General features: G+C 64.2%; 11 protein-coding genes. 3 read left to right on the top strand and 8 right to left on the bottom strand.

The annotated features are described in order from the left end of the window. Positions 1–6 precede the first annotated feature (6 nt). Positions 7–918 (bottom strand): ChaN family lipoprotein, encoded by a 912-nt coding sequence (locus tag RSO41_RS05000; RefSeq protein WP_315617966.1) that lies wholly within the window; start codon positions 916–918, stop codon positions 7–9. A gap of 173 nt (positions 919–1,091) precedes the next feature. On the opposite strand from RSO41_RS05000, the gene RSO41_RS04995 reads away from it, so the two are divergent. Both RSO41_RS04995 and RSO41_RS04990 read left to right on the top strand, forming a co-directional pair. Continuing rightward, complete coding sequence (locus RSO41_RS04995) at positions 1,092–2,063, top strand: DUF523 and DUF1722 domain-containing protein (protein ID WP_315617965.1); 972 nt, start codon at positions 1,092–1,094, stop codon at positions 2,061–2,063. A 9-nt stretch (positions 2,064–2,072) separates the two neighbouring features. Then, positions 2,073–3,269, top strand: coding sequence for a methyltransferase (locus tag RSO41_RS04990; protein WP_315617964.1), 1,197 nt, complete (start codon positions 2,073–2,075; stop codon positions 3,267–3,269). Positions 3,270–3,448: 179 nt separating this feature from the next. Here RSO41_RS04990 and RSO41_RS04985 read toward each other — a convergent pair whose 3' ends face one another. Further along, entirely contained in the window at positions 3,449–3,955 is a 507-nt protein-coding gene (locus RSO41_RS04985) for a YbaK/EbsC family protein (RefSeq protein WP_315617963.1), read from the bottom strand. A gap of 241 nt (positions 3,956–4,196) precedes the next feature. Here RSO41_RS04985 and RSO41_RS04980 point away from each other — a divergent pair, with 241 nt between their 5' ends. Beyond that, positions 4,197–5,537, top strand: a complete 1,341-nt coding sequence (locus RSO41_RS04980) for a UDP-glucose/GDP-mannose dehydrogenase family protein (RefSeq protein WP_315617962.1) — start codon at positions 4,197–4,199, stop codon at positions 5,535–5,537. 243 nt (positions 5,538–5,780) lie between these two features. Here RSO41_RS04980 and RSO41_RS04975 read toward each other — a convergent pair whose 3' ends face one another. From RSO41_RS04975 to RSO41_RS04950, 6 genes are read right to left on the bottom strand one after another with little or no spacing between them, the layout of a single operon-like run. After that, positions 5,781–6,890: a pyridoxal phosphate-dependent aminotransferase gene (locus RSO41_RS04975; protein WP_315617961.1), complete on the bottom strand. Its 1,110-nt coding sequence runs from the start codon at positions 6,888–6,890 to the stop codon at positions 5,781–5,783. Positions 6,891–6,920: 30 nt separating this feature from the next. Beyond that, a complete protein-coding gene (locus tag RSO41_RS04970; RefSeq protein WP_315617960.1) occupies positions 6,921–8,357 on the bottom strand; it encodes an FAD-binding oxidoreductase in 1,437 nt (478 codons plus the stop codon). Positions 8,358–8,387: 30 nt separating this feature from the next. Further along, positions 8,388–10,025 carry an ABC transporter ATP-binding protein gene (locus RSO41_RS04965; RefSeq protein ID WP_315617959.1) on the bottom strand — a complete coding sequence of 546 codons (1,638 nt, stop codon included), beginning with the start codon at positions 10,023–10,025 and terminating at the stop codon, positions 8,388–8,390. Continuing rightward, entirely contained in the window at positions 10,022–10,873 is an 852-nt protein-coding gene (locus RSO41_RS04960) for an ABC transporter permease (RefSeq protein ID WP_315617958.1), read from the bottom strand. The genes RSO41_RS04965 and RSO41_RS04960 overlap by 4 nt, the downstream gene beginning before the upstream one ends. After that, positions 10,870–11,847 carry an ABC transporter permease gene (locus tag RSO41_RS04955; RefSeq protein WP_315617957.1) on the bottom strand — a complete coding sequence of 326 codons (978 nt, stop codon included), beginning with the start codon at positions 11,845–11,847 and terminating at the stop codon, positions 10,870–10,872. The genes RSO41_RS04960 and RSO41_RS04955 overlap by 4 nt, the downstream gene beginning before the upstream one ends. A 53-nt stretch (positions 11,848–11,900) precedes the next feature. Beyond that, positions 11,901–13,472, bottom strand: coding sequence for an ABC transporter substrate-binding protein (locus tag RSO41_RS04950; RefSeq protein ID WP_315617956.1), 1,572 nt, complete (start codon positions 13,470–13,472; stop codon positions 11,901–11,903). Positions 13,473–13,583 lie beyond the last annotated feature (111 nt).

Genomic DNA, 13,583 nt, shown 5'->3' with positions numbered 1-13,583 from the left:
CTCGTATCAGGGAGCTGCCTGCTCCTCTTCCCACCGCTCATCGAGGATGAAAAAGCCATCCGCCCGTCCGGTGGGCGGTGGCCGACAGGCATCATCGAGTCGCCGTGGAAGAAGGCTGCGGTGCTCGGTGATGCCCAGGTCGTCGAGCTGATGGGGCACTCCGTGTCCATCGCTGAGGTGGCGAAGTCCCATCAGCCCGACCACCAGTCTGTCGTTTGCCGTGGCCTCGGCCAGGCCACTGGCCATGGCGCGGTCCCAGACCAGTTGCGCATCGATGAAGCGCTCGAGCCCCTTTTCGCCGGCGTCGGCAGCGTGATCGTGAGCGGCGAAGACGTCCGCGAGATCGGCGCGGTAGGCCGGTGAAGCCGGTGCCGGGGCGGTCATGCCGAACCTGTCTTCCGGCGGTACGGCGTGCCAGCCATCCTCTTCCGCCAGGCGACGTCGTAGCTCTGCGCGGACATTCAAGGCCCTCAGCGGCACGCCCTGCATGCGGGCGAAGTGCAGGATCGGCCAATACAATTCGGGGTTGTAGCCCCAGGCGCCGGACCAGTCACTCGCCTCGAGGAACGCCGCTTCGTTCAACTCTCCCGCGACCCAGTCGTCCAGGACTGGCTGCGCCTTGCGCGGCAGCATCTCCAGGCCGATCACCATGTCGGGGCGCAGGGCGTGAAGCCCCGCCAGTGTCTGCAATTGCCAGCGATGGTGGACGGTCTCATCATGCCGTTCACCGAGCATCACCACCGCCTGTTCAGCCAGGTCGCGCATCATGACATCGGTCGCAATGGGCGCTCCCGCATTGTTCAGCCACTGTCCGGGGGCATGGCAGGGGGCTGCCTGGGCGTCGGATAACAAAGTGAAGCCGACGAGCAGTGGAGCGACGCAGCGGGCAAGACGGAGGGCATGATGACGAGGTGGCATGGAGAATTCCTGAAGCAAGGAGGACCACGACAGCCTATCGAGCCAGATGGTCGGGGCAAAGCGGCAGGAGCCGAATTGCTGAACGATGGTGCTGGGTGGCCAGTCGGGAATCGCGATATACGGACCCCGGCGTTATCCTGTAATCAAGCACAGCATTGCCACAGGAGCGCCATATGGCAACACACGCCTCTGCAGCGAATACCGGCATCCCGGTCGGCATCAGTGCCTGCCTGACCGGCGAGGAGGTGCGTTACAACGGCGGTCACAAGCGGTCTCGCTATTGCCTGAATGTGCTGGCGGACTGTCTGCGTTTCGAGACCTTCTGTCCCGAGCTGGCGGCGGGGCTTGGCGTGCCGCGCGAGCCGATTCGCCTGGTGGGGCGGCCTGGGGAGACGCCTCGCGCCAGGGGCACGAAAACGACCGATCGGGATGTGACCGCGCGCATCGAGCGGGTCGGCGAGTCCTTCGTCGAGGCGCATCGTCACCTGCGCGGCTTTATCCTGATGAAGGGCTCGCCCAGCTGCGGGCTCGAGCGGGTCAAGGTCTATCATGAGAACGGCATGCCCAGCCACGCCGATTCCGGCGTCTTCGTGCGCGTACTGCGCCAGCATTTCCCCGAGCTCCCGCTGGAAGAGGAGGCAAGGCTCAATGACCCGGCCTTGCGCGAGAACTTCATGACGCGCGTCTATGCTCTCGACGACTGGAAGCGCAATGTCGAGGAGGCACCCAGCCATCATGCCCTGCTGCAGTTCCATAGCCGTCAGAAGCTCCTGCTGATGGCGCATCGGGTGGAAGCTTATCGCGAGCTGGGGCGCTACCTGGCCGAGGCGCATCGACGTCCCCTGGACGAGACGCTGGCGTATTACCTGCCGACTTTCATGGAGGCGCTGTCGAAACCCGCGTCGCGCAAGACGCATGCCAACGCCTTGCTGCATGTACTGGGTTATCTCAAGCGCTCACTGGATGGCGAGACGCGTCGCGACCTGCTCCAGTCGGTGGAAGAGTACCGTCTGGAGCAGGTGCCCCTGGCGGTACCGATGCGCTTGCTCAACCATCACCTGAAGCGTCACGGCTCGGCCTACATTTGCGGCCAGTCCTACCTCGATCCCCACCCTTACGAGCTCGGGCTGCGCAATGCCATCTGAGAGGCCGGAATGACGCCGAGCCATGAGCATCGCTTTCGGCACCTGGGGGCCATGCTGGCCGAGTGGCGGTCGGTATGGCAGCCACTGCCTTTCCAGCATCGCCGGTTGCCCTGGACGTCACGGTATCCAGCGATGGCAGAGGCCTTGAGAAGGTTGTCCGATGACGAGGCCGCTCGGTTGCAGGACAAGCCCTTTGCGGCGTCTCCCTTGTCGGCCTGGCTACCCGTGGACGAACTGGCCTCGCTGGTGAACCTGCCCGATCTGGCGGTGCCGGGGCCGACACTGCCCGACGCCTGGGGCACTTTCGTCGGTGGCCGCAAGTGGCGCCAGATCCAAGCCTTCGCCCCTTTGGTGACGCCGGATGCCGATCTGGTGGAGTGGTGCGCCGGCAAGGGCCACCTGGCGCGCGGGGTGGGGCGCTGGCATGGCATCGGTGTCGAGGCCCTGGAGTGGCACTCCGAGCTGTGTCGCGCCGGAGGCGAGCTGGCGCGGCGCCAGGAGGTGGCGGTGCAGCTTCACCAGCAAGACGTGCTGGCCGAGGAGGCCAGCCGCTGGCTGACGCCGAATACGCGGGTGATGGCGCTGCATGCCTGCGGTGACCTGCATGGCCGGCTGCTCGAAGGAGCGGCCCGGCGCGGTACTGCCGTGACCCTGGCACCTTGCTGTTACCAGCGCACCGAGGCGGAGCACTACCGCCCCTTGTCCGAGCAGGGGCGTCGCGAGATGGCCGAGCTGGGCTGGCGAATGCATCGCGATGACCTGGCGATGGCGGTTCAGGAAACCGTCACCGCGCCGGCGGGGGTTCGTCGTCAGCGCGAGCGTGCCAATGCCTGGCGCCTGGGATTCGATGCGCTGCAGCGGGATGTCTCGGGCCGGGATGCCTACCTGCCGGTGCCGAGCCTGGCCTATGGGCGCATGCCCGATGACTTTGCCGGTTTCTGTCGCTGGGCGGCCGAACGCAAGCGTCTGTCACTGCCTGCCCGTCTCGATTGGGCGCGTTATGAAGCCGAAGGGGTCCGGCGCCTGGGTGAGGTCACCCGGCTCGAACTCGTGCGTCATCTGTTCCGACGTCCGCTGGAGGTCTGGCTGGCACTGGATCGCGTCAGGTTGATGGAGGAAGCCGGCTTTCGAGTTCGTCTCGGTACTTTCTGCGAACGTCAACTGACACCGCGAAACCTGGTGATCGAGGCAACGCCGGCTCGTTGAAGCAAGGCCGGGGCGGGCGCCCCGGCCTCGAGCGCGTCAGAGGGTGTTTACAAATTACTGCGCTCGACCATACCTCGTTGAAATTCGGCTCGAAGTGCTCATTTAGTAGGGCTAAACTCCGCGCTCTCGCCGAATTTCGCCTTGTCTGGCCGTCGCTCGTGACTTTTGTAAACACCCTCTCAGCGGGAACGGCTGAACGCGCCGTGTTGGCTGCCGGTCATCAGCCGGTCGAACTCGCCGCCGCTCATGTGCACCAGGGTTTCGTGGTCGCCGGCCTCGAAATAGACATCCGGCTGATGGCGCAGGTGGTCGTCGAGATAGACCTGCAGTCCATAGGCCTGACCCACGGGAATGGCTGCTCCGGGGTCGCAGTCACTGAACTCGTGGCGCACCTCTTCCTCCGTGGCCAGCTCCAGCTCTTCATGGAAAAGCTGTTCGAGTCGCTGCAGATCGGCATCGCGATCGCTGGGCAGCACGGCAACGCGATAGCCGGCATCGCCGTGCAGCATGACGGCCTTGGCCAACTGGTCGCCTTCGACGTGCGAGACACGGGCGATGCGGCTGGTCGAGACCGCGCGTGGATGGGGGACCTCCTCGTAATCGATATCGCAGGCGTGGAGATACTCCCGGATCGTCATCGGCATGGCCATGATGCCACCTCCTCGGCGCTGGGGCCGAACGATCATGCCTGGGGTCCTTGTTGGGCGTGAGTGGTGTCCATATCCACCAGCATAGCGTGTCACCCGGGAGGTCGCGCGATCTCTGGGCCTTTGCCGCCGTCCTGTTACAATGCTGCCACGTCGTACCGCCTGTGGCGGTGACGCAAGCGCGGCGGCCGGTGTTTCATGCGGTCGCGATGAGTCATGACATTGTGTTTCCTGGGCAGTTTTCAGGTAATGCCCAGGGGTTCTGGCGGGGTAACAGGGAATGAAGATCACCATTTTCGGCACCGGGTATGTGGGGCTCGTCACGGGCGCTTGTCTGGCTGATGTCGGCCACGATGTGTTGTGCATGGATGTGGATGCCGACAAGGTCGCCCGGCTGGAGTCCGGTGAAATCCCCATTTTCGAACCGGGGCTGGAGGAACTGGTGACCACCAATGCCGCGGCAGGTCGACTGCGATTCACCACCGATGCTGCCACGGCGGTCGATTTCGGTATTCTGCAGTTCATCGCCGTCGGCACGCCGTCCGACGAGGACGGCAGCGCCGATCTACAGTATGTGCTGGCGGTCGCCGAGACCATCGGGCGTCACATGAACGACTTCAAGGTGGTCATCGACAAGTCCACGGTACCGGTGGGAACGGCCGACCGGGTGAAGGGCGCCATCGCCGGCGTACTCGAGGAACGTGGCGAGACGATCGACTTCGAGGTCTGCTCGAATCCGGAGTTCCTCAAGGAAGGGGCGGCGATCGAGGACTTTACGCATGGCGCGCGCTTCGTGGTCGGCACCAGTTCCGAGCGGGTCCGCGAGTTGATGCGCGAATGCTACGCTCCCTACATCCGCTTGCAGGAAAAGCTGATGTTCATGGACGTGCGTGCCGCCGAGCTTACCAAGTATGCGGCCAACGCCATGCTCGCCACCAAGATCAGTTTCATGAACGAGATCGCCAACCTGGCGGAGCGACTGGGCGCCGACGTGGAACAGGTGCGGCGTGGCATCGGCTCGGACCCGCGCATCGGCTACCACTTCATCTACCCGGGCTGCGGTTATGGCGGCTCCTGCTTTCCCAAGGACGTGCGTGCCCTGACGCGCACCGCCGGCGAGGTGCAGTACGAGGCCCAGCTGCTGGATGCGGTGGAAGGCGTCAACCACCGACAGAAACAGACCCTGTTCGACAAGCTGGAGCGCGCCTTCGATGGTGATCTGGCCGGCCGCACCATCGCCCTCTGGGGACTGGCCTTCAAGCCGAACACCGATGACATGCGTGATGCGCCGAGTCGTACCTTGATGGAAGCGCTGTGGCGTGCCGGTGCCAGGGTCCGGGCCTACGATCCCGAGGCCATGCAAGAGTGCCGCCGCCTCTACGGCGAACGGGACGACCTGACGCTGGCGGCATCACGGGAAGCGGCGATCCAGGGCGCCGACGCCCTGGTAATCTGCACCGAGTGGAAGGTCTTCCGCATGGTGGATTTCGACTGGCTGAAACAACAGCTCGGCATGCCGGTGGTCGTCGATGGGCGCAATCTCTATGATCCCGAGACGGTGCGCAAGGCGGGGTTGATGTACTTTGCCGTGGGACGCGGCGAGTCCCTGCAGCGCACCTGACCCGCCACCTTTCTTCGGTGGCAAGCCTGCGCGAGGCCCTCAGTTAATGGCGGCACATGGATGTGCCGCCGCCGGGCGCTAGGCCGGCGCGAGCCCGCGCCACGCCAGCAGGTCCACGTATCTGCGCCAGCGTGGGGTGGGCGACAATCGAAGAGATCCGGATGATCTATTGGATTGCCATGTTAATACAAGGGCCTCGCTTCGCCTTGTCCTCCTGGAAACTACCGCCCTTGGGGGGCCTGGCTACGCGTTTTCCTGAAGTGCCCGCTCCAGCGTCTCCAGGCGTCCTGGCACCATCGCATCCTCCACCGCGGTGATGCGCAGGACATGGCCCAGGTCGGGGTGGGCGGGGCGAGCGACCAGTTTGCCTTCCTCGAGCAGTTCCGCATGCACGCGCTTGGCAAGTTCGGCGCTGGCCAGGCGAACGCCGATGAAGTTAGTGGCGCTCGGCAGGACATCGGCGCCTTGTTGCCGGAAATGGTCACCGAGACGTTGTCGACGCTCGAGAACCTCGGCAATGTGCTGCCGGGTCTCGTCGGGGTGGTCGAGCACCACCTCGGCAGCGGCCAGGGTCAGGGTCGAGACGGCATAGTGGATACGCACCTTCATCAACATGGCCAGGGTCTCGGGCTCGGCAATGGCGTAGCCGATGCGCAGCCCGGCCATGCCGTGTGCCTTGGAGAGGGTTCGGCAACGGATCACGCCCGGCAGTACCTCCGAGGCGAAGGGGGTATCGGCATCGTCGCGGAAGTCGTGGTAGGCCTCGTCGAGCAGCAGCCAGCAATCATCGGGCAGGGCGTCGCGCAGGCGGCGGACGGCATCGTCATCGTGCAGGTGCCCGGTAGGATTGTCGGGGTTGGCCAGGTACACCAGGCGTGCCTTTTCCTCGTGCGCGGCGCGAGTCAGGGCGTCCAGGTCAGGGGCGAGCCGGTCGTCGCCCTCGTCGTAGGCGACCTCGATCAGGCGACATCCCTGGCCCTGGGCGAAATAACCAAAGGTCGGATAGGTGCCCGCCGAGGCGATCACGGTGGTGTCGGGGGTGGCCACGGCACGCAGCGTCAGGGCCAGCAGGCTGTCGGCACCGGCATCCACCAGTAGCGCCTCCACGGGGATGCCTTGCTGACGGGAGATGCGCTCACGGATTCCGAGCGCTTCGGCGTCGCCATAACAATAGGCATGTTCGACCATGGCATCGCCGAAATGTCGACGCAGTGCCGAGTGCGGCATGTCCAGACCCTCGTTGGACCCCAGGCGATGGGGGATCTGGCGACCGATGCGGCGCTGCAGAACCCAGATGCCGGGGAAGGGATTGTCCGGGCCAGGGGTGTAGAGGTGGTCGGCGAATCGGGGCATGACATCTCCCTTGGGTAACGGTGAAGTGAATCAGTGTTCGTCCTGGGCAGCAGTGGTGACGACCTTATGACGATTGAGCAGGCCGTGGGGGTCCAGGGCCTGCTTGAGGGTCGCCATCAAGGCGAGCTCGTCCGGCGAGCGCGAAACCGGTAACCAGCCACGTTTCTCCAGACCGATGCCGTGCTCCGCCGAGATCGAGCCCCCGAGGTCGGCGAGGGGCTCGTAGATGCAGCGTTCCACGCGGTGTCGGGTGTCGGCATCGTTGCTGCCGACGCCGACCGAGAGATGCAGGTTGCCGTCGCCCAGGTGGCCGAAGACCACCAGGCGTCCATCCGGCCAGCGCTCGCGAAGCGTCGTCTCCACGTGTTCGACATAGGCGTCCATGTCACCGATCGGCAGGCTGACGTCGAAGGTCATCACGGGGGCCAGAAGACTGACCAGCCCCTCGATGTCCTCGCGAATGGCCCACAGGCCGTCGCGCTGGGCATCGGACTGGGCAATGGCAGCATCCGTCAGAAGGCCCGCCTCGAAGGCCGATTCGAAGGCCTGGTCGAAACGTTCCCCATGACGGTCGGCATCGACGGCCTGAGATTCGATGATGACATAGAAGGGGGATTCGGTGCTCACGGGGGGAGCGTGACGGCCGCTGATCTCGGTGAGCAGGCGATAGTGGTTGCGCCACATGGCCTCGAAGGCGCTGAGCTCGCCACCGAGCGTCTGGCGCATGTGGCCGAGCAGGCCCGTCAGTGCCTCGAAGGACGGGCAGGCGACCAGGGCGGCTCGGGTGTCCGGCATGGCGGGCTGCAGGCGAAGCACGGCTCGCGTGACGATGCCCAGGGTGCCCTCGCTGCCGATGAACAGCTGCTTGAGGTCATAGCCGGCATTGTTCTTGAGCATCGGGCTCATGGAACTGATGATGCGGCCATCGGCCAGCACCGCCTCCAGCCCCAGCACCTGTTGACGCATCATGCCGTAGCGGATCACCCGGTTACCGCCGGCATTGGTGGCGATATTGCCACCGATGGTGCAGCTTCCCCGCGCCCCCAGGTCGAGGGCAAACTGCAGACCGGCTTCCTCGGCGGCCTCCTGGACCTTCTGCAGCGGTGTACCGGCCTGGACGGTGAGAGTGGCGCCGACCGGGTCGATGGCTTCGATGGCGTCGAGGCGCTCCAGCGAGATCACCAGTTCCTCGGATGACGCCTCGGCACCGTGCACCAGGCCGGTCAGGCCGCCGTGAGTCACCACTGGCTGGCGGGCCGTATGGCAGAGACGCAAGGTGTCGGCCAGCTCATCGGGTGTGCCGGGGCGAACGATGGCGGCGGCAAGGCAGGGCGCACCGGTCAACCAGTCGACAGCGCGCGCAGTGACGTCGTCGCCGGTGATCACCGCGCTGTCACCGAGCCGCTCGCGCAATCGGTCGAGCAGGGCAGAAAGAGGTGTCGATGGCTGGTGTTCCATAGTATCCATGTCGGTTCCGTGTCGTGCCTGTCGGTCGAGTCAAGGAGGAGAGGCCGCAAGCGTGTCATGGCCTCGGGGGTGGCGTGAGCGTCCGGGAATGGCATCGAGCAGGCTTCGTGTATAGGCCTTGCGGGGCCGCCGGAATATATCTTCGGCGCGCCCCTGCTCGACGATGCGTCCGTGTTGCATGACGATCAAGCGATCGCATACCTGGGCGGCGACCCGCAGGTCATGGGTGATGAACAGCAGCGACAGCGAGAACCGCCGTTGCAGATCGCCCAGCAGCTCGAGCACCTGGGCCTGGATCGAGACATCCAGTGCCGAAACGGCTTCATCGGCGACGATCAGCTCCGGTTCCAGGGCGAGGGCTCGGGCGATGCCGATGCGCTGTCGCTGTCCGCCGGAGAACTCATGGGGAAAACGTTCGGCGGCACCGCCGAGTCCCACCATCTCGAGCAGTTCACGGGCGCGCTCCAGCGCTTGATGACGTGGTACGCCACTGGCGATAGGGCCTTGAGCAATGGCCAGGCCGACCCGCGTGCGCGGGTTGAGCGAGGCGAAGGGGTCCTGAAAGACCATCTGGATACGGTGGCGCTGACGGCGCAGGGCGTCGCCCTTTAGATCGCTCAGGTTAATGCCATCCAACAGCAGTTCGCCGCTGTCGGGGCGTTCGAGTCGTACGACGCAGCGGCCGAGTGTCGACTTGCCGGACCCCGATTCGCCGACGATGCCGATGGTCTCGCCGCGCGAGAGGGAAAATGAGACATCGTCCAGCGCATGCACCTCGCGGGTTGGCTTGAACAGCCCGCCTCGCGACCGGAAAGTGCGGTTGAGATGGCAGACCTCGAGCAGCGGGTCGGCGGCTCGAGCCTCCCGCCGAGCGGGTGCCGCATCGCTGGGAATGGCATCGATGAGCGCCCGGGTGTAGGCATGGCGTGGGTGGTCGAGCACCTCGGAGGCGGTGCCCATCTCGACGATGCGCCCATCGCGCATGACACAGACACGATCGGCGATCTCGGCGACCACGCCGAAGTCGTGCGTGATGAACATGACGGCCATGCCGTGCTTGACCTGCAGGTCACGAATCAAGTCGAGAATCTGGGCCTGGGTCGTGACGTCCAGTGCCGTGGTGGGTTCGTCGGCAATCAGCAAGGTGGGTTCGAGTGCCAGGGCCATGGCGATCACCACGCGTTGACGCTGGCCGCCCGAGAGTTCGAAAGGATAGGCACGCAGGGCCTTCTCGGGCTGTGGAAGGCCGACCTCGGTCAACAATGCCAGGGCCCTGTCTCGGCGTTCAGCGGCCTTGAGGCGGCCGTGGGCTTCGAATACTTCGGCAATCTGAGCGCCGACGCGCATCAAGGGGTTGAGCGCTGTCATGGGCTCCTGAAAGATCATGCCGATGCGCAGGCCGCGAAGTTCCCGGTGTCGTGGCTCGTCGAGGTCCAGCAGGTTCTCGCCTTCGAACAAGGCCTGGCCGGCCACAGGTCGGACACCTTCGGGCAGGAGTCCCATGACGGTATTGGCAGCCATCGACTTGCCCGAGCCGGATTCCCCCACCACGCAGAGGATTTCCCCAGCGGCGACGTCGTAGCCGATCCCTTCTACCGCGTATCGTCGTTCGGCCCCTTCGGGCAGGGTCACGCTCAAGTCCCGCAGGCTCAGTACGGCATTGCTCATGTCGCGCTCTCCTGGTGGCGTTTTCGGGTGAGTCGGGGGTTGAGCGCATCATCCAGCCCTTCCCCGACCAGGTTGAGCGCCAGTACGGTCAGCAGAATGGCGACCCCGGGGAAAAAGCTAAGCCACCAGGCTTGTCGGATCACGGTACGTGCGGCGCCTATCATGTATCCCCAGGACATCACGTTGGGATCACCGAGCCCGAGGAACGACAGGGCCGATTCGAGCAGGATGGCGGTGGCGACCATCAACGAAGCCAGCACAATGATCGGCGACAGGGTGTTGGGCAGGATCTGCCGCAGAATGATGGTGGTATTCGACTGGCCGATCAGGCGGGCCGCCTCGACGTATTCACGATGGCGCAGCGAGAGGAATTCGGCGCGCACGAGTCGAGCCACCGGTGGCCAGCTGACCAGCGCGATGGCGACCACGATCGATGTCACGCTGGGTTGCATGATCGCGACCAGCACAATGGCCAGGGCGAAGTTGGGAATGGTCTGGAAGAATTCGGTGAAGCGCATCAGTGCGTCGTCGATCAGGCCGCCGTGGTAACCCGCCACGGCGCCCAGCGGTACGCCGATGACCAGTGCCACGGCAGTCGATACCAGGCCGATCAGCAAGGAGACCCAGGCGCCATGCATCAAGCCGGCGGCGACGTTGCGTCCCATGGTGTCAGTGCCAAGCCAGAAGCCCTCGGCCTCGAAGGGGGCCAGGAAAGGGCGCTGGACCATGCGCCAGGGCGACTCGGGGAACAGGATGGGCGCCAGTACTGCCATCAGCATGATCAACCCGAGAATGATCAGGCCTGCCAGGGCGCCGCGGTTGCGGGCGAAACGGGCGAAGAAGCTCATGTTGCCTCCTTGATCCGTGGGTCCGCCAGGCGGTAGACGAGGTCGGTGACGATGTTGAACAGGATGACCAGGGCCGCCGAGAAGAAGAAGATGCCCAGCAGCAGGTTGTAGTCACGCTGCATCAATGCCTCGTACATCAGTCGGCCAATGCCGGGCCAGGCAAACACCGTTTCAGTGAGGATGGCGCCACCGACCATCTGGCCGGCCTGCAGACCGGCCAGGGTGATGATCGGCAGCAGGGCATTGCGCAGAATATGACGACGCTGGATCACCCCCGGTTTCAGCCCCTTGGCCCTGGCCGTCTTGACGAAGTCCTGCTGGGCGGCATCGAGCATCGAGGCTCGAGTCATGCGGGTATAGATGGCCATGAAGAACAGCCCGAGGGTGGTGGCGGGCAGGATGAGGTGCTTGGCCACGTCCAGCACGTGGGCCCAGCCGGTCAGTTCGGCCCCGACGGTGAACATGCCGTAGGCAGGCAACCAGTCGAGATAGACCGAGAACAGCACGACGGCCATCAGTGCCACCCAGAACAGAGGTGTGGCGTAGAAGAGCAGGGCAATGGCCATGATCACGGACCCCGAGACTCGCTTGGCGCGCTTGGCTGCCATGGCGCCGGCCAGGATGCCGAGGCCTAGAGACAGCACGAAGGCGGTACCGGTCAGCAGCAGGGTGGCCGGCAGACGCTCGAGGATCAGGTCGAGTACCGGCATCTGTTGGCGGTAGGAATAGCCGAAGTCCAGGGTGGCGATGCCGGAAACGTACTCCCACAACTGTACGTACAAGGGTTGATCGAGGCCGAAGCGTTCTCTCAACTGTTGCAGGAACTGCTCGTCACTGGCGCCGGCTTCGCCGGCGAGGATGGCGGCGGGGTCGCCCGGTGCCAGTTGGATGAGCACGAAGTTGAAAACGATGATCAGCAACAGGACGACAATGGCCTTGAGCAGCCGCATCAGGATCAGACGGGCATAGAGCATGCGAGTGCCTCATGACGAAACAGGGTGGCGGGGCGGTGAACCGCCCCGGCATGTCACTGGTCGATCCAGGCGTCCTTGAAACCGTCGTTGACGCCGACACCCGAGGTGATCAGGTTTTTGACGTTGCAGCGGTAAAGGGTCGGAAAACCAAGCTCCAGCAGCCAGCCTACCGGCACGTCTTCCTGCAGGATCTCCTGAACGTCGTGATAAAGCGCTTCGCGCTCGCTGTCCGGGTGAGCCGTGGCGGCTCGTGAGAACAGCTCGTCGACCTCGGCATTCTCGTAACCTTCGACGTTGTTCCAGGGCGAGCCTTTCTCGATGTTGTCCGAGAGATAGGTCCGGGAAATGCCGAGTGCGGGATCGCCGTACTGATAGAGGTAGGTGAAGGCCAGGTCGAAGTCCCAGTCCCCGAGACGCTGATTCCAGCCCCCCACGTCGGTCGCCTCGGTGCGGACGTTGATGCCGACTTCCTTGAGGTTCTGCTGCACGGCTTCGGCCCAGCGATTCCAGGTCTCGCCGTAGGGCAGAGGCAGCAGTGTGACCTCTTCGCCGTCATAGCCCATATCATCGAGCAGTTCTCGGGCACGATCGGGATTGTGGTCGTAGGGAGAAAGCGACGCGTTCTGGAAACGGGCATTGGAGCCGAAGGCGCCGAGTGGCACCTTGCCCATGCCGTTCCACAGCACGTCACGGGCGAATTCGCGATCCATGGCGTACATCACGGCCTGCCGGAACCGTTTGTCGGCTGTGGGCCCTTCGCGATTGTTCATCCATAGCATGGCGAAAGGACTGAAATATTCGTGTCCCTTGTCGCTGACGCAGGTATTGTCCATGGCGGTCAATCGCGGGATGTCGAAATTCTCCACGGTGCCGTAGGGCAAGACGTCGACGGTGCCGTTCTCGTAAGCGATTGCCCGGGACGCGCCGTCGGGGATGATGTGCCAGTTGATGCCATCCAGATAGGGAAGGTCATCCTGGTAGTAGTCATCGTTGCGGGTCAGTTTGATGACGGTGCCGCGATCCCAGCTTTCGAACTCGAAGGGGCCGGTGCCGATGGGATGGTTGTTGGCCTCATTTTCGCGGAAATCGGTGCCGGCATAGATGTGCTCGGGCACCATGGTGAAAGTGCCGGCTTCGAAGGAGAGCAGGAAAGGACCGAAGGGCTGTTTCAGGGTAAAGACCACGGTGTGATCGTCGGCTGCCTCGATAGTCTCGACATGCTGCAGCACGGCGCGAGCACTGGGATTGAGCTCGCGATGGAAGACATCGGCCGAGAACACCACATCCTCGGCGGTGAAGGGCTCGCCATCATGCCAGGTCACGTCGTCACGAAGATGGAAGGTGTAGGTCAGGCCATCGTCGCTGACATCCCAGGACTCGGCCAGTTGGGGGGTCGGTTCCAGGTCGGTCGTGTAGCGCAACAGGCCTTCGTAGATATTGCCGGCCACGGTACGTGTCGGTGCGTTCTGGATCATGCCGAGCACCAAGCCGGGGGGCTCCGGCTGGATGATGGTATCGATCACGCCACCATGCTGAGGTGTCTGGTCGTTGCCTTCCTGGGCGGAGATGACGCTCGAATTGAGCAGCGACAAGCCGGCCAGGGCGGCGATGAAAGGCATCTTCATGCGGTTCACCTTGATTTGTTGACGTTGTTATCGGAGTCGCGATGGTATCCGGGTGCCTCCCGGGGAACGCTATTGAACATAGCAGTGAGAGCAAAAACTGTCGACAGTCGG

The organism is Halomonas sp. I1, from assembly GCF_032334135.1.
Taxonomy (GTDB): Bacteria; Pseudomonadota; Gammaproteobacteria; order Pseudomonadales; family Halomonadaceae; genus Halomonas.
The sequence above is the reverse complement of the archived record's forward strand: the minus strand, read 5'-3'. Positions and strand labels throughout refer to the sequence as shown.